Origin of the sequence: Sinorhizobium glycinis, assembly GCF_001651865.1 — a bacterium.
Lineage (GTDB): Bacteria > Pseudomonadota > Alphaproteobacteria > Rhizobiales > Rhizobiaceae > Sinorhizobium > Sinorhizobium glycinis.
Genome location: NZ_LPUX01000061.1, coordinates 288,852 through 307,763 on the forward strand (window position 1 = coordinate 288,852; position 18,912 = coordinate 307,763).

Annotated in this window: 16 protein-coding genes; 8 read left to right on the plus strand and 8 right to left on the minus strand. The window is 62.5% G+C overall.

Features of this window, described 5'->3' with window-relative positions:
* Positions 1-51 precede the first annotated feature (51 nt).
* Positions 52-1,005: an alpha/beta hydrolase gene (locus tag AU381_RS16930; protein ID WP_064242903.1), complete on the minus strand. Its 954-nt coding sequence runs from the start codon at positions 1,003-1,005 to the stop codon at positions 52-54.
* Positions 1,006-1,248: 243 nt separating this feature from the next.
* Between AU381_RS16930 and AU381_RS16935 the strand changes: the two genes are divergently transcribed.
* The 4 genes from AU381_RS16935 to metF all read left to right on the plus strand — a co-directional run bounded on the left by AU381_RS16935 (position 1,249) and on the right by metF (position 6,147).
* Positions 1,249-2,022 carry a ribonuclease T2 gene (locus AU381_RS16935; RefSeq protein WP_064242904.1) on the plus strand — a complete coding sequence of 258 codons (774 nt, stop codon included), beginning with the start codon at positions 1,249-1,251 and terminating at the stop codon, positions 2,020-2,022.
* Positions 2,023-2,139: 117 nt separating this feature from the next.
* Entirely contained in the window at positions 2,140-3,789 is a 1,650-nt protein-coding gene (gene ettA / locus AU381_RS16940; protein WP_064242905.1) for an energy-dependent translational throttle protein EttA, read from the plus strand.
* Positions 3,790-4,192: 403 nt separating this feature from the next.
* Complete coding sequence (locus AU381_RS16945) at positions 4,193-5,212, plus strand: ArsR/SmtB family transcription factor (RefSeq protein WP_064242906.1); 1,020 nt, start codon at positions 4,193-4,195, stop codon at positions 5,210-5,212.
* Positions 5,213-5,214: 2 nt separating this feature from the next.
* A complete protein-coding gene (gene metF, locus AU381_RS16950) occupies positions 5,215-6,147 on the plus strand; it encodes a methylenetetrahydrofolate reductase [NAD(P)H] (RefSeq protein ID WP_064242907.1) in 933 nt (310 codons plus the stop codon).
* 882 nt (positions 6,148-7,029) lie between these two features.
* Here metF and AU381_RS16955 read toward each other — a convergent pair.
* The 5 genes from AU381_RS16955 to AU381_RS16975 all read right to left on the minus strand — a co-directional run bounded on the left by AU381_RS16955 (position 7,030) and on the right by AU381_RS16975 (position 12,307).
* Positions 7,030-7,962 (minus strand): DMT family transporter, encoded by a 933-nt coding sequence (locus AU381_RS16955; RefSeq protein ID WP_064242908.1) that lies wholly within the window; start codon positions 7,960-7,962, stop codon positions 7,030-7,032.
* Between the two features lie 142 nt (positions 7,963-8,104).
* On the minus strand, positions 8,105-9,310 hold the full coding sequence (locus AU381_RS16960; protein WP_064243132.1) for a lytic murein transglycosylase: 1,206 nt from the start codon (positions 9,308-9,310) through the stop codon (positions 8,105-8,107).
* A 139-nt stretch (positions 9,311-9,449) separates the two neighbouring features.
* Positions 9,450-10,229: a glycoside hydrolase family 25 protein gene (locus tag AU381_RS16965; protein WP_064242909.1), complete on the minus strand. Its 780-nt coding sequence runs from the start codon at positions 10,227-10,229 to the stop codon at positions 9,450-9,452.
* 153 nt (positions 10,230-10,382) lie between these two features.
* Positions 10,383-11,060: a class I SAM-dependent methyltransferase gene (locus AU381_RS16970; RefSeq protein ID WP_064242910.1), complete on the minus strand. Its 678-nt coding sequence runs from the start codon at positions 11,058-11,060 to the stop codon at positions 10,383-10,385.
* Positions 11,057-12,307: a BtaA family protein gene (locus AU381_RS16975; RefSeq protein ID WP_064242911.1), complete on the minus strand. Its 1,251-nt coding sequence runs from the start codon at positions 12,305-12,307 to the stop codon at positions 11,057-11,059. Before AU381_RS16975 ends, AU381_RS16970 begins: the two co-directional genes overlap by 4 nt.
* Positions 12,308-12,451: 144 nt before the next feature.
* Here AU381_RS16975 and AU381_RS16980 point away from each other — a divergent pair, with 144 nt between their 5' ends.
* Positions 12,452-13,819: a serine hydrolase domain-containing protein gene (locus tag AU381_RS16980; RefSeq protein ID WP_064242912.1), complete on the plus strand. Its 1,368-nt coding sequence runs from the start codon at positions 12,452-12,454 to the stop codon at positions 13,817-13,819.
* 51 nt (positions 13,820-13,870) lie between these two features.
* Here the strand turns inward: AU381_RS16980 and AU381_RS16985 are convergent, their stop codons facing one another.
* Both AU381_RS16985 and AU381_RS16990 read right to left on the minus strand, forming a co-directional pair.
* Positions 13,871-14,896: a lytic transglycosylase domain-containing protein gene (locus AU381_RS16985; RefSeq protein WP_064242913.1), complete on the minus strand. Its 1,026-nt coding sequence runs from the start codon at positions 14,894-14,896 to the stop codon at positions 13,871-13,873.
* Between the two features lie 242 nt (positions 14,897-15,138).
* A complete protein-coding gene (locus AU381_RS16990; protein WP_064242914.1) occupies positions 15,139-16,353 on the minus strand; it encodes a pyrophosphate--fructose-6-phosphate 1-phosphotransferase in 1,215 nt (404 codons plus the stop codon).
* 316 nt (positions 16,354-16,669) lie between these two features.
* On the opposite strand from AU381_RS16990, the gene AU381_RS16995 reads away from it, so the two are divergent.
* The 3 genes from AU381_RS16995 to AU381_RS17005 all read left to right on the plus strand — a co-directional run bounded on the left by AU381_RS16995 (position 16,670) and on the right by AU381_RS17005 (position 18,898).
* Positions 16,670-17,377 (plus strand): J domain-containing protein, encoded by a 708-nt coding sequence (locus AU381_RS16995; protein ID WP_064242915.1) that lies wholly within the window; start codon positions 16,670-16,672, stop codon positions 17,375-17,377.
* Positions 17,374-18,138, plus strand: a complete 765-nt coding sequence (locus AU381_RS17000) for a peptidoglycan recognition protein family protein (RefSeq protein ID WP_064242916.1) — start codon at positions 17,374-17,376, stop codon at positions 18,136-18,138. Before AU381_RS16995 ends, AU381_RS17000 begins: the two co-directional genes overlap by 4 nt.
* 226 nt (positions 18,139-18,364) lie before the next feature.
* A complete protein-coding gene (locus AU381_RS17005) occupies positions 18,365-18,898 on the plus strand; it encodes a lytic transglycosylase domain-containing protein (RefSeq protein WP_064242917.1) in 534 nt (177 codons plus the stop codon).
* The last annotated feature ends 14 nt before the right edge of the window (positions 18,899-18,912 follow it).

An 18,912-nucleotide genomic window follows, 5' to 3' on the forward strand; every position in this document is an offset into this window, starting at 1 on the left:
GCACCAGTGCTTGCCGTGTTCGCGAGGCGGCCATTCCGCAACTCCACTCCGTCATGATCGTTCGCTTGCGCGACTTTCGGCCCCGATCGCTTTCAGGCACCAGCGGGCGAAATCGTCCGTCGCCATCTCGCGACCGATCTCGTTCAGGGTTTCGTGGCGCATTCCCTGATAGATTGTCACGGTCACATCAGTCATGCCACGCGCCTTCATCCGCCGGCCGAGCCAACTGATCGCGTCCCCATTCTCAGTCGAAGGATCGGCGCTGCCACCGACCAGATGGACCGGCAATTTGGCGGGCAGGCGGGCAAGCCGCTCTGGGCGGGCGCCGGCAAAGGCAAATTCGAAAACATCGGTCCAGAGCGACACGCTGGCATCGAAGCCGCAAAGCGGATCGGCGATATATTTGGCGACTTCATCCTCGTCGCGCGAAAGCCAGTCGAAATCGGTCTTCCGAGCGGCAACGGCCTTGCACCAGGCGCCGAAGGTGAGCTTCGACAGCAGCGGGCTCGGTACGTCCGAGCCCTTCAGCATTCGTTCGATCGCGAGGATGACCTGGCCGCCCCGGCCGGCAAGTCCGGGGCGGAAGTTGGAGTTCCAGACGGCCAGCGCGTCATAGAGTTCGGGATCCGCCTCGGCGGCATTGAGGGCGATCAGTCCGCCCATCGAGTGGCCGAAGAGCAGGACCGGCAGGCCGGGATGATTGGCGACGGCCATCTCGCGAATGCAGCGCAGGTCGGCGATCACCTTCTCGAAGCCGCCGCGCGGGGAGAATTGGCCGAGCAGCGCATCCGGCGCGCGGCTTACCCCGTGGCCGCGATGGTCGTGTGCGTAGACATGGAAACCATGCTTGGCCATGGCTTCGGCAAAGCGGGCGTAGCGGCCGGAATGCTCGGCAAGCCCATGGCTGATCAGCAGAATGCCTCGCGCAGCATCTGGCGCCGGCCAGTGGCGCCAGGCGAGCGTCGCGCCCGTCGGGCTCTGCAGCGTCCTTACCTCACCGAACATGCCTCGCTCCAACATATCCTCAGATCCAAAATGCACTCGCCAACCCGGCATTTGCGGTGGACGGGCGACTCTCATCCGCTCAACAGACCGCGAGATTTCAAATCGATTTGGCTGACAAAGGCAATCGCTGCTTGTTGCTTCTTGCGCATGAGATCAGAACGAATCCGGACAGGCATATTAGGGGTTGCAAGTTTCCCGCTTTTGTTATTAGTTTGTTCCTGTTTTGTTTTGACGGAGGCCATTATGGCAGTGCGGTCTATGGTGCAGGTGCTGAGAGTTGCGACGCTTGCCGTGGGGTTGGGGCTGTCGTCCCTCGCCGCGGCAGAGGAGGCGCCGGGTGAAGAGGCGACGACAGCTTCGGAAATCGGAACGACGCAATATGTGCTGGCGGTCAGCTGGCAGCCAGGCTTTTGCGAGACGCGTCCGACGCGCAAGGAGTGCGTGGACCAGACTTCCGACCGGTTCGACGCGACGCATTTCTCGCTCCACGGCCTTTGGCCCTTGAAGAAGAGCTATTGCGGCGTCGAGGCGGAGTTGAAGACCCAGGACCGCAAGGGCGCCTGGCTCGATCTGCCGAAGCTTGCCATGGCCGACGAGACCGCCGCGCGTCTCATCGTCGCCATGCCGGGTGTGAAGTCCGGCCTCGACCGGCACCAATGGCTGCGCAGCGGCACCTGCCAGACCGACAACGCCGAGGACTATTTCACGCTGCAGCTTCGTCTTCTCGACGAGCTGAACGCATCGGCGGTGAGAGCGCTCTTTGCCGACAAGATCGGTTCGGAGATTGGCGAGCAGCAGATCAAGGCGGCCTTCGACCGGAGCTTCGGGGCAGGGGCCGGTGATCGGGTGCGCATGCGCTGCCAGACCGTCGGCGGCCGCAGCGTGATCACCGGACTGACCATCGGACTTTCCGGCGACCTCTCGGGCAAGGCTGATCTCGCGGGCCTCATAAAGGCGGCTGGGCCGACCGAGTTCAAATGTGCCAAGGGGATCGCCGACGCAGCCGGGCGAGGCTAAACGGGAGGCTTATCGCAGCGAAGGGACGGCGCGGGCGAGGCCTTTGGCGATTGCCCCGCCACCATAATTCGCCTACATAGCGGGCAAATTTTCCCTTCCGATGCGGAGCATTCCTTTATGGCACGTCAGTTTATCTACCACATGGCCGGGCTCAACAAGGCCTACGGCAACAAGAAGGTGCTGGAGAACATCCATCTGTCGTTCTACCCGGACGCCAAGATCGGCATTCTCGGCCCCAACGGCGCCGGTAAGTCGACCGTTCTCAGGATCATGGCCGGGCTCGACCACGAATATACCGGCGAAGCCTGGGTCGCCGAAGGCGCGACCGTCGGCTATCTGCCGCAGGAGCCGCAGCTCGATGCGCAGAAGAACGTGCTCGAGAACGTCATGGAAGGGGTTGCCGCGAAAAAGGCGATCATCGACCGCTACAACGAACTGATGATGAACTATTCCGACGAGACGGCGGAAGAGGGCGCGAAGCTCCAGGACATCATCGACAGCCAGAACCTCTGGGACCTTGACAGCCAGGTCGAGATGGCGATGGACGCGCTACGCTGCCCGCCGGGCGACGCCGAGGTCACCAATCTGTCGGGCGGTGAGAAGCGCCGCGTCGCCCTCTGCAAGCTGCTCTTGTCGCAGCCGGACCTGCTGCTCCTCGACGAACCGACCAACCATCTCGATGCCGAGACGATCGCGTGGCTCGAAAAGCACCTGCGCGAATATCCGGGCGCCGTGCTGATGATCACGCACGACCGCTACTTCCTCGACAACGTCACGGGCTGGATTCTCGAGCTCGACCGCGGCCGCGGCATTCCCTATGAGGGCAACTATTCCGCCTACCTGCAGGCAAAAGCCAAGCGCATGGCTCAGGAGGGCCGGGAAGAGGCGACCCGCCAGAAAGCCATCAGCCGCGAGCAGGAGTGGATCGCCTCGAGCCCCAAGGCCCGTCAGGCGAAGTCGAAGGCGCGTATCCGCGCCTATGACGAGCTGGTCAAGGCGGCGGCCGACCGGCGTCCGGGCGACGCGCAGATCATCATTCCGGTCGGCGAGCGGCTCGGCCAGGTGGTCATCGAAGCGGACAACATCTCCAAGGGCTATGACGATCAGTTGCTGATCGAGGGGCTGAGCTTCAAGCTGCCGCCGGGCGGCATCGTCGGCGTCATCGGCCCGAACGGCGCCGGCAAGACGACGCTTTTCCGGATGATCACCGGCCAGGAGCAGCCGGAAGAGGGCGCGTTCCGCATCGGCGAGAGCGTGCAGCTCGGCTATGTCGACCAGAGCCGCGATGCGCTCGATGGCAACAAGACGGTGTGGGAGGAGATCTCCGGCGGCAACGACGTCATCAAGCTCGGCAAGCACGAGGTCAATTCGCGGGCCTACTGCTCGTCCTTCAATTTCAAGGGCGGTGACCAGCAGCAGAAGGTCGGCACGCTCTCCGGCGGTCAGCGCAACCGCGTGCACCTCGCCAAGATGCTGAAGTCCGGCGGAAACGTCATCCTGCTCGACGAGCCGACCAACGACCTCGACACCGAGACGCTGGCCGCGCTCGAGGATGCGCTCGAAAACTTCGCCGGATGCGCGGTGATCATCAGCCACGACCGCATGTTCCTCGATCGGCTCGCGACCCACATCCTCTCCTTCGAGGGCGACAGCCACGTCGAGTGGTTCGAAGGCAACTTCGAGGACTACGAGAAGGACAAGATCCGCCGCCTCGGCCCGGACTCGGTCAACCCGAAGCGGGTGACGTACAAGCGCCTCACGCGGTAAGGCGGCCGCGGGGGCCTGCCGTCGCCATGGGGCGGGTCTTGACTGCGCAGCCGACCTTGCGCTTCATCCGCCCTCATTCCTGTGCCTGTCACAGGAATCCAGCGCGCCCAAGTCCTTGGGTGCAGGAAACGTGTTGCGCTCCGTACAGCACTCTCATTTCCCCGAGTCATTCACGGCGCCGACGCGCCGTGGTTGGATTCCTGTGACAAGCACAGGAATGAGGGCGAAAGGCGTACCTTCGGCCCCGAGAACCAGACGTGCGCCTCGCAGTCTTCGGCGACGCCTGAAATTTTCCGGCCGCCTATCTTCTCTCCGCCATCTCCTTGCCCTCCCGCGCAAATCCCGCTTGCGTGTCTTTCGCAAATCACATAAACATATCTTTATGTGTTGATGAGGATCGGCAATGACTACCCTGGGACTGCTTGGCTTGGATGCGCTGGTCGACGTCTTGAAGGCGGCGGGCGAGCCGACGCGGATGCGTCTTCTGGCGCTGCTTTCCGCCGGCGACCTCACCGTTACCGATCTGACCGAAATTCTCGGCCAGTCGCAGCCACGCATTTCGCGGCACTTGAAGCTGCTTGCCGAAGTGGGGCTGATCGATCGCTACCAGGAAGGCGCCTGGGCCTACTTCCGTCTGCGGCAGGAGGGCGGGCGGGTCGCGCTCGTGCGTGAACTGCTCGCTGCCGCGACGCCGGACGATGCGATCCTGGCGCGGGATTCGACCCGGCTTGCGGCCTTGAAGAAGGCGCGTGCCGAGAAAGCCCAGGCCTATTTCAGCCGCAATGCCGCCGAGTGGGACGAACTCAGGCGCCTTCACGTCAGCGAAGGCGATGTCGAGACGGCCTTGAAGGCGATGGTCGGCGACGAGCCGGTCGACAGCCTGCTCGATCTCGGCACCGGAACGGGTCGCATCCTGCAGCTCTTCGAGGGGCTTTATCGGCGCGGCATCGGTGTCGACGCCAGCCGCGACATGCTGGCGGTGGCGCGTTCCAATCTCGACAGGGCGGGCATCACCAAGGCTTCGATCCGCCACGGCGACATCTTCAACCTGCCGCTCGATGGCCAGTCCTTCGATCTCGTCACGATCCACCAGGTACTTCACTTCCTCGAGGATCCCGAGGCGGCGATTACTGAGGCGGCGCGCATGCTGGTGCCGGGAGGGCGGCTCGTGATCATCGACTTCGCCCCGCACGGCCTCGAATATCTGCGCAACGAGCATGCGCACGCCCGCCTCGGTTTCTCGCACCAGACGATGGCCGATTGGCTGCAGAAGGCCGGCCTGATGCTCGAGAAGACAACCGATCTAGCGCCGGAAGGCGAGGAGGAGGGGAAACTGACGGTTACGATATGGCTGGCGCGCGACCAGCGGGTTGCCGATACGGCCGACTTGCCGCGCCGGCGGCTGCAGGCAGGGGGAGTTTGAGTATGAACGCACGGACGCTTTATCCCGCCGAGCGCGGCAATCTCAGGCTTTCGTTCGAATATTTCCCGCCGAAAAACGAAGAGATGGAAACCCAACTCTTCCAGACCGTTGCGGATCTCTCGAGCTTTGCGCCGGCATTCCAGACGGTGACCTATGGTGCCGGCGGTTCGACCAAGGCGCGCTCGCTGACGACCGTCAAGCGCATGATCGGAGAGATGGGACTGAAGAACACGGCAGCGCACCTGACCTGCGTCGGCGCACCGAAGGCCGAGGTCGAGGCGGTGGTCGACGAATTCGTCGCCTGTGGCGTCCGGCATTTCGTAGCGCTCAGGGGCGATCCGCAGGGCGGCATCGGCAGCGCTTACGAGCCGTTTCCCGGCGGCTACGAGAATGCTGCTGCACTCGTCAAGGCGCTCCGTGCCCGTGGCGATTTCGAGATTTCCGTCTCCGCCTATCCGGAAAAGCACCCGGAGAGCCCTGATGTCGCGGCCGATATCGACATGCTGAAGCGCAAGGTCGACAGCGGCGCCACCCGCGCGATCACCCAGTTCTTCTTCGACAATGACGATTTCGAACGCTATCTCGAGCGGGTGCGGCGCGCCGGCGTGCAGATTCCTGTCGTGCCGGGCATCCTCCCGATCAACAATCTCACGCAGGTGATACGGTTTGCCGGACTCTGCGGTTCAAAGGTGCCGGAGGCGATCATCTCGCGGCTCGCTCATCTCGACGACCAGCCGGAGGAGCGCTTCAAGGAAGCAAGCCATATTGCGGCCGAACAGATCGTCGATCTTGCGCGTCGGGGCATACGCGACTTCCATCTCTACACGATGAACCGCTCGCCGCTCATCGCCGCCGTCTGCGACCTGGTCGGCTATGCGCGCCGACCGACCCAGCGTCGGGCCGCACCGTCCTATCAGGCGGTAGCCACGGCTTAGAGCCTTTCCTGGTTAAATGGAAGCATTCTGTTGACTCAAGCGGAGCGGAATGTTTGCTCGGCTGGCGCGCGACGTAGCCAAAGCTACGACGAAGCCAGCCGAGCAAACAGGCCGCCCGCTTCAGCCAACCCGAAGGGCCGGGCATCTTTCCGCCAGGATCAGAGGCGATCGCCTCGGCCGTACATTCGTGTACGACACTCGGCAATCGCCTCCGCCCTGTCGAAAACCTGCTCCGGCAGAATGCTTCCATTTATCCAGGAAAGGCTCTAGACCGGGCAACCTCGGACCCAAGAAAAGGGAAAGCCCACGAACGGCTCGTCGTTCATGGGCTTTTCTGATGTCGCAGCACAAGACCGGGTGTCGTACTGCATGTCTCCTTAAATCGACCTCGATATAAGGACAAAGACATGCAGCATTCACAGTACTACAGCGACCTTTGCGCGCCTGATAAGGCGCGCGGCGCTGTAGGAGCGGCCTGCCCTACCTGTTCTGCTGCAAATTGGACTTTTCCGGAATTTAAGTCCCTCGGTTTGGACTTTCAGCGGCTTCTCGTCAGACGAAGAGCATAACGGCCACGAATGCGAACGCTGCACCGATCATGAGGACATTCAACGAATGTGTAAGTCCCATGGGATCCTCCCTGCGTTGACGGGTAAAACATAGGGCGAAAAGGCGGCGCGTGAAAGCGAATCTTGTGCTGCAGCGCGAAAAGCGTGTCGCCTCGTTGGAATATTCACAGGCGTAACGGTCTGATTCTGCGGCAGAATTCAATGTGCCACATTTTTTTCACAATTGCTTCTGGGAGGTTAATATAAACGCCTGTAACGCTCCGTGAGCGGTCTCGGAGCCGTGCCGGAGGCTCTTGTTGATTCTCCGTCACGCCTATGAGCGCGGCCGCAGCACCCGCCCGTCAAGGACGGCGAGGCCTGCTGCGATCAAGGTCATGCCGGCAATGTCCATCGCGTTCAGCGTCTCGCCGAGGAAGAGATAGCCGAGGAGAATGGCGCTTGGCGGGACCAGCAGCGTGACCAGCGACGTGTTGGTTGCGCCGGCTTCCGCCATGATCCGGAAGAAGAGAATATAGGCATAGGCGGTGGAGACGAGCGCCAGCCCGAGGATCGCCAGCACGGCGGGGAGGGGCGGCATCGGCAAGGTCCAGGGCATGTCCGCGAAGGCCGCTACCGGCAGCATCACGATGGTCGATGCCGTTAGTTGTCCGGCGGCCGTCACTGGCGGTGCCAGGGCGCGAAAACGCTTCCCGTAGGTGGCGGAGAAGCCATAGCTGACTGCCGCCAGAACCGGCAGGACGAGCGCCCAGAGCGGAACATCGTCTGTGGCGCCGAAAAGACCGTCGAGCGCGCTCGGCCCGATGAGCACCACCGTGCCGGCAAGCCCGAGCAGACAGCCGCTGATCTTGGCTGTAGTCAGTTTCTCGTCTTCCGTCGCGATATTGGCAATGAGCACCGTCCAGACCGGCGTCGTCGCGTTGAGGATGGCAGCAAGCCCGGCGCCGATATGCGTCTGGCCAAGGAAGATGAAAGCATGCGGAATGGCGTTGTTGATGAGCCCCATGACGAGGAACTCCCGCCAGCGCCCGGCGAGGGCCGGATAGAGGCCGTGGTTGCCGCGCAAGTAGATATGCAGGGCGATCGCGGCAAGGCTCAGGCGCAAGAGCACCAGCGTGAAGGGCGGCACATGCGCAACCGCCACGCGGGCGAAAAAAAAAGAGCCGCCCCAGATCAGACCGAGCAGCATCAGCAGCAGCCAGAGGCGCAAAGTCATGTGCGGGGTGGCGGTTCTGGCGGATGAAAGCATTGGGCCCTGCTGCGATCGATGCCGCATTGGAATCGCGCGGCGTATCCAATCCAGCAATTTGCGATTGCACAAGCGTTAATGCGAAGAAGCGGGCTTTGCCACCCGCTTCTTGCAAAATTGCCCGGCCGTTTCCGAATTCGCGTCAGAGGGCCTGTAGCAGATCCGGCGTCGCCCAACCGTCTGCCGGCAAGCCGAGCTTCAACTGCTCTTTCTGCAGCGCCGTGCGCGTGCCGGAGCCGAGGATGCCGTCGATCTTTCCGACGTCGTGGCCGAGCGCCTGCAGCTTGGTCTGCAGGGCCCTCATTTCCGCGTCGCCAAGGCCGGGCTCCGGATTGCCGGCCTGGTAGGGCGGGGCACCGGCGAGGCGGGTCGCGAAATAAGCGGCCGACGTCGTATAGATGAACGACTGGTTCCATTCGAGATAAATCTTGAAATTTGGATAGGTCAGGAAGGCAACGCCCTTACGTCCCTGCGGCAGCACGAGCGAGGCTTCAAGCGCATTGTGTGAGGTGTTGCCATCGCGCGGCGTAACACCAAGAGCGAACCAGTCGCCAGCCGTCATACCGGGCTGAAGCCCGGTTTTTTCCCAGGGCAGTTGATCCGGCACGCTGACTTCCTGGATCCAGGGCTGCTCCGCGGTGAAGCCGAGGCTCTGGATGAACTTCGCCGCGGTGAGGATTGCGTCCGGTGCGCTCTTCTTCAGGTTGACGTGACCGTCGCCATCGCCGTCGACGCCATAGGCGATGATATCCTCCGGCAGCATCTGCACCTGGCCGATCTCGCCGGCCCAGGCGCCGGCGGTCGTCGCCGGGTCGAGGTCGCCGTGCTTCACCATTTCGATGGCGGCTAGCAGCTGCGGCCGGAACATTTCCGGCCGGCGGCAGTCATGCGCCAGCGTCACCAGAGCGTTGCGGGTGTTGAAATCGCCCTGAACGGCGCCGAAATCCGTTTCCATGGCCCAGAAAGCGGTGATTACCGGCGCCGGCACACCGAACTCGCTTTCGGCGCGGCCGAAGACGTCGGCATATTCCTTCATCTTCTGGGCACCGATATCGAGCCGTGCCTTGCTGACGGTGCGCTTCGAGAATTCGGTGAAGGTCTGCTTGAAGACTCCCTGGGCGCGGTCGCGGCTCAGGACCTTCTGGTCAATTGCAGCACCGGCGAGCGCCTGGTCCACGATATCGGCTGGGATGCCCTTGCCGACCGCCTCGGTCTTGACACCTTCCAGGAAAGCCGCGAGGTCGCCGCCGCAGGCAACCGACGGGCTCTGCGTCTGAGCCAGTGCGGAGGGGCTGGAGAGTGCGAGCAAGCCGAGAGTGAGAAGGGCGTTGCGGGCCTTGCCAATCATCATAAGTCCTTTCCATGGCCCGAGCGGCCTAGCTCGGGCTTGCGAGATGTCGCAGATCAATATGCCGGTGCTTTCTCAGAGCATTATGACCGAATGAAGAAATCGGTCCGCCACGCGTCGATGCGCGCGTCCTTCCCGCCTATTGCGAAACGGCCGCCACCCATTTCTTCCAATTCTTGGCGGAGCCCGCGAAGGCGTTGATGTCGGTGTGGCCTTCGATGCCCGGAATGACCCCGGTACTGGTGTATTGCCAGAAGGCCCAGCGCCGGTCGACGTAAATGTCCTTGGGATGCTTGGCGACGGAGCGCACCCAGAAGTGATAGTCGTTGAAAGCGCCGACGAGATTGTCGCGGTGGAAATCGACGGACGTGTAGATGATCGGCCGCTTGCCATAATGCGCTTCCAGGCGGTCCATGAACCGCTTCATCTCGAAGCGCACCGTCTCCGGCGACGGGCGGTAACGGCAGGTCTTCGATTCGCCGTTCCACTCGACGTCGAGAACAGGCGGCAGATGGACGGCGCTCTTCGGCACATTGGCGATGAACCAGTCGGCCTGTGCGTCGGCGCTCGAGCAGAAATAGTAGAAATGATAGGGGGCGTAGGCGATCCCGGCGGCGCGCGCCCGCGGCCAATATTCCGGGAAACGCGAATCGATCCGGTCCTTGCCTTCGGTCGCCTTGATGAAGGCGAAGGAGACGCCGGAGTTCTTGACCTTCATCCAGTCGATGTTGCCGTTCCATTTGGAAACGTCGATGCCGTGGATGCTGTGGTTGTGCGGCGTGCGGCCGCCGAAATCCTGCGGGTCGGTGTCCTGGAAACGCGGCGGTATCGAAGCCGTCCGCACGAGGTCGTAGTCGGTCGACGTGCAGGCGGAGAGAATGGTGGCGATGGGCAGCAAAGCCAGGAGAAGCCGGCGCATGAGGGTTCCGTTTGGAGACGAACGACGATCCTGCCTCACGCGGTGGTTTCCATGTGGTGATTTCCCCCAGGGAGGCGTTACCTCCTTTTCACCATATCATCGTAAAAATTGAGTTAGCTCAAGCGGCAATTGCATCGGCGCTGCGTCTGCGGATTACGGCACTCGCCCTGCGGCCGGGCGGCTATACACGGCGATCCATGCATAGCCCCGGACGATCGACTTGAGCTCGAGCGCTGCACCGTCGCGGTCGGCCCTGGCATGCACGACATCGAACAGCGATTCGCGTGGCGTCACGTGAAAGTGCTTCAGCCAGGCCTGGAGGAGGCGACGGAATCCTCCCGGCCATCCCTCCTGCTGGCCGAAATCCGCGATATGCAGCGAGCCGCCCGGGTTAAGCGCGTCGATCGCCGCGTCGATCGCCTTCTGCCAGTCGGGGATCATCGACAGCGCATAGGAGATGACGATGCGGTCAAAGCCTTTCTCACCGAAGGAAGCGGCAGTGAAGTTTGTGGCGTCGGCGATGCGCAGATTTGCATCAGCCCTGCCGCGGCGCCGGAGCTTCGCCCTTGCGGTTGCGAGCATTTCGGCGGATATGTCCAGACCGAAAAGCCGGGCGTCGGGGTAAAGCTCACCGATCATAGCCAGGTTGCGACCCGTGCCGCAGCCGACCTCGAGCACAGAACTGCCTGGCGGTGCGTCCAGTTCGCGGATCAGCGTGTCGCGCCCGAAGAGATAGTATTTTCGGGTGAAGTCGTAGATGTAACGCTGGTAGCGATACATCCGGTCCATGAGCCGGGCGTGGCTGTTGCCTGCGGACTGTGCGGCACTCATGCTTTCTTCCGGTAGACGTGGAAGCCACCGTAGATGGCCGACCGGTCCCTGGCGCCGAGTCTCGACGAGGTCTCGGCGTCGTAATGCCACTGGTCGAGCAGGGCCGGAGATAGGCGCCCGGGCAGAATGCTTGCTTCTGCCGCGGTGCGGAAGATCACCACGGCGTCCGACGCGGCGGTGCGGGTAATTTCGCTCCAGAGGTCGTTCAACTGCCGCTCGGTCATCCAGTCCTGCGCATCGAGGAGCACGTAGCGGTCAACGGAAGACGCCGGCTTGCGGCCGAGCAGGTCCGTGAAGCTTTCGTGGTGGACTGCGACGCGGTCGGTGTGGTTGCGGATCGCGTCGTAGGTCGATGCCTGCAGATAAGGCGGCAATTCGCCCTCGTGCGGGAGTGGGTAGCGGCGGCCGAAAGCCTGCCAGGCGAAGTAGTTCTCGCGCAGCGGAAAATGGCATGTCAGCTTCTCGAGGCGGTGGCGCAGCACCGCGGCGAGCGACTTCTCATCGCTCAGGCTGGCGAGTTCGTCGAATTGCTGCGGCGGGATGCCGAGCCCGAAAAGCGAACTCTTGCGGCCGGTGATCCAGCGGATGATGGGCCGGTCGAAGAGCGGCGCGAGCTTGTCGTCGAAGAACTGCCGCTGCTCGCGCATGGAGCGCGCCTGGACGAAGTCGGCGGGATTGACACCGTGGAGCCGCGCCAGAAGATGGCTGGCGGCGATGAAGCGGCCGAGTAGGCCAGTGCGATAGATATTGCGGCCGAACACGCCGATGCGGCGGCGGCCCGTCAGGTCGCGGCCGCTCCAGTAGGCGCGGGTGGCTTCATCCAACTTGGTCGCGATGAAGAGATCGAAGGCCTTTACGTTCGAGCGCGTGTCGCCACTGCCCAGGAACCGTACGACATCCTTATGGCTCGGCAGGTGACGGAAGACGGCGAGCTTCAGCCGGTTCAAGGCGATGTGGTGGGGATTGAGGTCGACGACGTCGATGCGCGCAGGGCTGGCGGAGAGATAGGCCAGCATGTTGCACCCGCCCGAGCCGATCGTCACGATGGTGTGGCCGGGCTCGATCTGCATTGCCTCCATGTCGACGACCGGATCTTCCCAGATCTGGGGGTAGACGAGTCCGGAGAAGAGGAGCCCGAACAGGCGCTCCGATAAGCCGGCAAAGGACAGGGCCTTGTGCTGGAGGAGCGCGCTCTTCAGCTTGGCATTCTTTCCGCCGAAGCCGGCATCGGGGGCGAGTTCTGTCATAGTCTGCCATCCAGTTGAAACTGGAGGCGCTTCTAGAGTGACTCGACTACACTTTGATGACGGGTTCCCACAGGTTTCCCGAGCACGGAAGAGGCTTTTCCTTTCTCTGGAAACCTGTTTTCCTGTCGTCGGCAGGAGGCGGCTATGAAGGCTTTGTTGCGGAAATCCGGTGGCTTGGCCGTTGCGATCGCGGCGGCGGTCGCCGGCTGGCTGGCCTTCTTTCCACCGGAGTTGCTCAAGGTCGGCGATGGCTATGCCGCCAAGATCGTCTGCTCCAACGTCTTCCTGGCGGGGCGTGACCCTGAGGTGGTACTCGCCGAGGACGTACAGGCGCCGGGTCATCCGCTGCTCAAGTTCGTCAGCGTGTCCGTCGATCCGGATCAGCAGGCGGTGACGGCGCGCATCTTCGGCTTTGCCGCGCCCGTCCGGGCAGTCTATCGCCCGGGAGTTGGCTGCACTGTCACCGCGGGCCGCACCATGCAGGCGCTCGCCGCGCCGGCACCCGAGAACGCGGCTGGCGGCACAGCGGCCGCTCCGCAGAGCCCGGACATTGCCTGGCCCGAGGGAAGCAAGGCGGAGATCGACCCGGCCTTCCAGAAACTGGCGGATGATCCAGGACTGGCCGGCCCAGGCATGCGGGCAGTTCTCGTCATCAAGAACGGCCGCCTGATAGCGGAGGCCTATGGCCGCGGTTTCGATCGCGGTACGCCTCTGCTCGGCTGGTCGATGACGAAATCCGTCACGGCGGTACTCGTAGGTCTGCGGATTGCCGACGGTCAGATGGATCCGGAAAAGGCCAATCTCGTTCCAGAATGGAGCGGCGATGAACGTGCGCGGATCAAGCTTGCCGATCTCCTGGCGATGCAGAGCGGGCTTTCATTCAACGAGGACTACGGTGACGTCACCGACGTCACGCGGATGCTCTTCCTCGAAAGCGACATGGCAAGTTTCGCCGCAGCTAAGCCGCTCGAATCGGCACCGGGCTCCCGGTTCAACTATTCGACCGGCACGACGAACCTTTTGTCACGCCTGTGGATGCAGACTTTCGACGGCCCCGCTGCCGCGCTCGCCTATCCGCGCCAGGCGCTCTTCGGTCCGCTCGGCATGAGCAGTGCCGTTATGGAGACGGATGCGAGCGGCACCTTCGTCGGCTCCTCATACATGTACGCCACGGCACAGGATTGGGGGCGCTTTGCGCAGTTTCTACTGTATGACGGCCATTGGAAAGGCAGGGCGCTCCTGCCGAAGGGGTTCGTGGAATACATGCGAACCCCGACTGCCGCTTCAGGCGGGGACTATGGGTCTGCCCAGGTCTGGCTCACGGAGAACGGCGTTCGCCCGGGAACGGGCAACTTCCCCCACGATACGTTCTGGATGCTCGGGCATGACGGGCAGTCGATCATGGTCGCTCCCTCGCTCCGCCTCGCGGTCGTCCGGCTGGGGCTCACGCCGGGAGGCAGCGGCTACGATGTCCTGAAGCTGCACACGGAAGTGATTGCAGCGCTCGACTGAGCGCCGCACCGTCCCGTGACGCTTGTGCGTTTCGGACGGCAGGACTCGCTTTTACTGCATGTCCAGCATGTCGAGCATGCCCTTGCGCTTGGCGTGATAATAATAGCCGCTGGCATAGAGCTTCACGGCGCCGTCGTGCTGGTTGTCGGCGACCATCCACGCACCGCGCAGATACTTGGTCGCGTATTTGAGGTTGGTCTCCGCATCGAAGAGGCCCTCGGCCGGTCCGTCATAGCCAAGGCCCCGCGCGGTGTTGTACCTGATCTGCATCAGGCCGTAATTGCCCCTGCTGTAGGCGTGAGGATTATAGTTGCTTTCGCGCTTTACGACCCGATGCACGAGTTCGATGGGGAGGCCGTTGAGCTCGGCATAGTGCTTGATCAGCCGGTCGAGTTCCGGCTTGGAACTGGTCGGGGCTTTCGTCAGCTTCAGCGAATCGGGAATGACGCTGGCGACCGCGCCGACGGCCGAGCCGATGACGCCGGTTTTCGGCCGCTCGGTCGGAACGATCATTCGCTTGGCCACCAGCGTTTCAAGGCCGACCGGTTCGCCGGTGTCGAAATCCGATTCCCACGAGGCGGCGATTGCGAGGGACGACGCGGCGGGCGGCTCGGCGCTTTCAACGGTGGTTGAAGTCGCGGCCGGCGAGGGGGCCGCCGAGGCGGGCGTCGCCATGGCCACTTCGAAGGCCTGGCCCGGCTTGGCGGCGGGCACTGCAACCGTCTGAGGAGCCGCGAAGGCGAGCGTCGCATCCGTCGCCGGCGTGATTCCGGCCTGGGTGATGGGTACGGTAGCGAGCGTGGCCGGTGCGGCTGTTGCGGCATCGGCCGGGGCGGTCGCGGCCGACGCCGTTTGCGTGTTGAGTGCGGCAGAGGTGCTTGATGCGACGCCGATTGGTGCCGGCAGAGCGTAAGCCGTCATCTCCGTTCCGGGTTTCGCGATGGGGGTGACCGTTTGCACGGCCGTCAGCTCTTCGAGAGAGGTACGCTCGACCGTGGAGCACCCCGAAGCAAGTGCCGATGTCAGTGCGATGGCGGTAAATACCTGTTTCGAAAGGGAGATACGGATCTTTGCCATGCGGTCACTTTCGTGCTTCTGGGCCCCGTAGCCCCCTTGCAAATCAGCGGCTGCCAACCGCTGCGCTTGAATCTCCATTAACCTATGCCGCCGGTTGCGGCAAGCGCGCGGCCGAATTTCACTTCGGTGGTCGCAAGAGACGAGAGAGGCTTCGCGCTTGAACAGCTCCAGCCGAGAGGTCGGGAGGAGCCATTCCAGCGCGAAGCCGTCAACGCTTTGGGCCCCTGGGAACGCCGGTCAGATCAGTCCGCGGCCTGCCACTTCTGGCCGATCACGTCCATCACTTCGCCGAACCACTTGACGGAGGTGTCGAAGTGCTTGCCGCCCTTGATGCGGGGGAACTCGATCGTGCGCAGCTTGCCGCCCTGGTCTTCGTCATGGCCGGTGACACCGGAGACCTTGTTCAGCGCGCTCTCGACCGCAAGGTCGACCATGCTCTGGATCAGGCGCAGGTCGTCGCCGTTCGCCGGCGCGGATCGGGCATAGTAGCCGGACTTCTGCACCATCGAACGCTCGGCGCCGAGCAGGGCGGCGAATTGCTTCGAGAACCAGTTGCCGACATTGATCGTATCGATCTTCACATGGCCGAAGGCGTCGCGCTTGATGGTTTCTCCCGCGGCCTCGCGCTCGGCGACGATCGCGTCAAGGCAGGCACCTTCGCTGACGAACAGCGAGACATAGCCATTCCGGTCCATGGTCTCGCGCAGACGTTCGGCCTCGGCTTCGAGATCGAACTTTACCTCAGGCACATAGAGGCCGTCGATGTTCTTCAACTGCGCGTCCATCATGAAGCCGTCGACATAGTCTTTGCCTGCGGCCAACTGAATGTAAGCGCGCGCTGTCGCTGCCGTCAGCCAGCCGCAGTGGCGGCCCATCACCTCGTGGACGACGAGCGTGCGCGGCGCAGCGCTCTGCTCGTTGCTGACATTGTCGAAAAAGCGTGCGCCGTATTCGGCCGCCGTCCAGGCGCCAAGAGTCTGGCGGATCGGCACCACGTCGTTGTCGACTGTCTTCGGCAGGCCGACAACGGTGAGGTCATAGCCGTTCGCGCCGAGATAGGCGGCCAGATCGGCGGCGGTCGTGTTGGTGTCGTCGCCGCCGATCGTGTGCAGGATGCTGATCCCATCGGCAGCGAGCCTTTCGGCGGCGACGCGAAGCGGATTTTCGCCTTCCTTCACAAGGCCGCGCTTGACGCAGTCGGCTGCGTTGGTGAGCTTCACGCGGCTGTTGCCGATCGGCGATCCGCCGTGGCGGTGAAGAACATGGGCCCGCTCGCGCATGTCTTTGGTGATCTCGATGCGATCGGCGAGAAGCAGGCCCTGATAGCCGGAACGGTAGGCCACGAGTTCGTAGTCGGGGGCGATATCCGTATAGCGTTCGATGAGTCCGCCGACAGCGGATGAAAGGCAGGGCGCGAGCCCGCCCGCCGTCAGCATTGCGACTTTCTTCTTGGCCATGTTTCCTCCTCGGATTTCGGCATCAGGCGATCGTTCGGGAGATCGCCCGCATTCTCAAATTTGCGCAGGTCAAAGACCGCGGGTGGTCTAACGCAATTCCGATGGAAATAAAATGACAGGGCTGTGGATGTCTGAAAAGGAGGGATCAGCCCGGCAAAACGCAGGATGAGTGTAATTCACTTGAGATTTGCGGCCACCTGATTTATTGAGGGGCCATCACAATTCCGTCATCCATGACGTTTGGCCCCCTCGGCCGCTTGCAATATGCCACCACATCGGGCCATGCTCGGTTGTGGGACAGGGAAAAATCGCACTTATGTCGTTCTGGGACAGCCTGCTGAAGATCGTGACGACCACCGGCAATGCGCTCGCCGGTGTGGTCGAGGCGGTCCGTACACTCTTCGAAGGGGATCCGGAAACGCGCCGCAAGGTGGCTTTCTCGGTGGCCATGATCGCCTTGTCGGCCAAGATGGCGAAGGCTGATGGCATCGTCAACGAAGCCGAAGTCGCGGCTTTCCGCGATATCTTCAAGTTCCCCCCGGACCAGGCGAAGAACGTCGCCCGGCTTTACAACCTCGCACGCCAGGACGTGGCGGGCTACGAGGCCTACGCGGAGAAGATGGCGTCGCTCTGCTCGTCCTGCGAGCGCAACTGCCCTATACTCGAAGACATCATCGACGGGCTCTTCCATATCGCGAAATCCGACGGTGCGGTTCACGACAAGGAACTCGCCTTCCTGATGCGTGTTGCGGAAATCTTCAACATGGACGAGGCACATTTCGAGCGCATCATGGCACGGCATGTCCAGGGCGACGACCGCGATCCCTATCAGGTTCTCGGCGTGTCGCCGAAGGACGATTTCTCCGATATTCGAAGGCGCTACCGGGTGCTCGTTTCCGAAAACCACCCTGACATGCTGGTTGCGCGCGGCGTGCCGGAGGAATTCCATGCGATCGCCAACGACCGCATGGCCGCCTTGAACGCAGCCTACGAGGCGATCGAGAGAGAACGCCGCGCCGCATGACCTCGAGGAGTTGCGACTTTCCGGGCGCAGTTTTCGTACCGTCGCCCAACCACGGCGAGCGAGCCGGCGGGCGCCGGCCGGACATGATCCTGCTTCACTATACCGGAATGGAAACATCGCTTGCAGCGCTCGATTGGCTCTGCCGCGAGGAAAGCCAGGTTTCCAGCCACTACTTCGTTCACGAGGACGGCAGCATCGACCAACTCGTGCCTGAAGAAAGACGTGCCTGGCACGCCGGCAAGAGCTTCTGGAAAGGCGAGACCGATATCAACTCCTGCTCCATCGGCATTGAAATCGCCAATGCGGGTCACCCCTTCGGGCTGCCGGACTTTCCTGAAGCACAGATCGAGGCCGTCGCCGAATTGTGTCGGGACTGTGGCGAGCGCTGGCAAATCGCCCCCGAAAGGGTGCTCGCGCACAGCGATGTGGCGCCGATTCGCAAGGTCGATCCGGGAGAAAAATTTCCCTGGAATGTGCTATTTCGCCGCGGGGTCGGCCACTGGGTCGAGCCGACGCCTGTCGGCGGCGGCCGCTTTTTTCAGCGTGGCGACCGCGGGCAGCCGGTCGAAGCCCTCCAGTCGATGCTTTTCCTCTATGGCTACAACATTGAAGTCACTGGCGATTTCTGCGAGAGGACGGAAGGCGTGGTGGCCGCTTTCCAGCGGCATTTCCGTCAATCGCGGGTAGACGGCATCGCCGACGTTTCCACCATCGATACGCTCCACCGACTGCTCTCGGCACTGCCGAATTTCGGTGCTTAGGCGGCAGTTTTCAAGCGCTCTGTTTTAGTGCCGCCGACGCTTTGCTGCGCGATTTTTTTGCGTTTGCCACATGTTTACCATGATAGGCCCTTCATTTCCGGTGCATCAACGCAGGAGATGCGGCGTCTAGTGCCCGTGCTCCTGTCAATGAAAACGATCGGGAAATCGACCGTGACGGTGGGGTGCGCCGTCCAGCCAGTTCCCCAGACCGGAGACTTCAAACTACATGAGAATATCGTTTGCTGCTGCGGTGGCGGCATGCCTTGGCATGTCCATCGCCGGGACGGGTACGTCGTATGCAGGGGGTGTCGACAAGACCATCAAGACTTCGGCGTTACCGACGGTAACCAGAACGACGGGCTATCCTGCTCCCCAATTTGACCTCACGCGCGGTTCCCAATTCACAATCCTCATCCAGTCCTACGCCAAGCAATACGGCGTTGCTGCCGATCTTGCGCATGCCATCGTCCAGGTCGAAAGCAATTTCAACTCAAAGGCCCGGGGCAAGGCCGGTGAAATCGGTCTCATGCAGATCAAACCGGCCACGGCACGCATGATGGGCTATTCCGGTCCCGCCAAGGGCCTCTACGATCCCGAAACCAACATCAAGTTCGGCATGATGTATCTGGCGAAGGCGCAGGAACTCTCAGACGGAACGACCTGCGGCACCATCCTCAAATACAATGCCGGCCATGGTGCCAAGCGCATGAACCCGGTGTCGAAGCGCTATTGCGGCAAGGTGCAGAGCATTATCGACTAAAATCGAAACGAGCC

Excerpts from the sequence above, each read along its gene's own strand:
- AU381_RS16960 (WP_064243132.1), bottom strand. The coding sequence starts at position 9,310 with ATGATTGGCAAGGCCCGCAACGCCCTTCTCACTCTCGGCTTGCTCGCA.
- AU381_RS16975 (WP_064242911.1), bottom strand. The coding sequence starts at position 12,307 with ATGACAGAACTCGCCCCCGATGCCGGCTTCGGCGGAAAGAATGCCAAG.
- AU381_RS16935 (WP_064242904.1), top strand. The coding sequence starts at position 1,249 with ATGGCAGTGCGGTCTATGGTGCAGGTGCTGAGAGTTGCGACGCTTGCC.
- AU381_RS16930 (WP_064242903.1), bottom strand. The coding sequence starts at position 1,005 with ATGTTCGGTGAGGTAAGGACGCTGCAGAGCCCGACGGGCGCGACGCTC.
- ettA (WP_064242905.1), top strand. The coding sequence starts at position 2,140 with ATGGCACGTCAGTTTATCTACCACATGGCCGGGCTCAACAAGGCCTAC.
- AU381_RS16965 (WP_064242909.1), bottom strand. The coding sequence starts at position 10,229 with ATGCGCCGGCTTCTCCTGGCTTTGCTGCCCATCGCCACCATTCTCTCC.
- AU381_RS16995 (WP_064242915.1), top strand. The coding sequence starts at position 16,670 with ATGTCGTTCTGGGACAGCCTGCTGAAGATCGTGACGACCACCGGCAAT.
- metF (WP_064242907.1), top strand. The coding sequence starts at position 5,215 with ATGAACGCACGGACGCTTTATCCCGCCGAGCGCGGCAATCTCAGGCTT.
- AU381_RS16955 (WP_064242908.1), bottom strand. The coding sequence starts at position 7,962 with ATGCTTTCATCCGCCAGAACCGCCACCCCGCACATGACTTTGCGCCTC.
- AU381_RS17000 (WP_064242916.1), top strand. The coding sequence starts at position 17,374 with ATGACCTCGAGGAGTTGCGACTTTCCGGGCGCAGTTTTCGTACCGTCG.
- AU381_RS16980 (WP_064242912.1), top strand. The coding sequence starts at position 12,452 with ATGAAGGCTTTGTTGCGGAAATCCGGTGGCTTGGCCGTTGCGATCGCG.
- AU381_RS16945 (WP_064242906.1), top strand. The coding sequence starts at position 4,193 with ATGACTACCCTGGGACTGCTTGGCTTGGATGCGCTGGTCGACGTCTTG.
- AU381_RS17005 (WP_064242917.1), top strand. The coding sequence starts at position 18,365 with ATGAGAATATCGTTTGCTGCTGCGGTGGCGGCATGCCTTGGCATGTCC.
- AU381_RS16970 (WP_064242910.1), bottom strand. The coding sequence starts at position 11,060 with ATGAGTGCCGCACAGTCCGCAGGCAACAGCCACGCCCGGCTCATGGAC.
- AU381_RS16985 (WP_064242913.1), bottom strand. The coding sequence starts at position 14,896 with ATGGCAAAGATCCGTATCTCCCTTTCGAAACAGGTATTTACCGCCATC.
- AU381_RS16990 (WP_064242914.1), bottom strand. The coding sequence starts at position 16,353 with ATGGCCAAGAAGAAAGTCGCAATGCTGACGGCGGGCGGGCTCGCGCCC.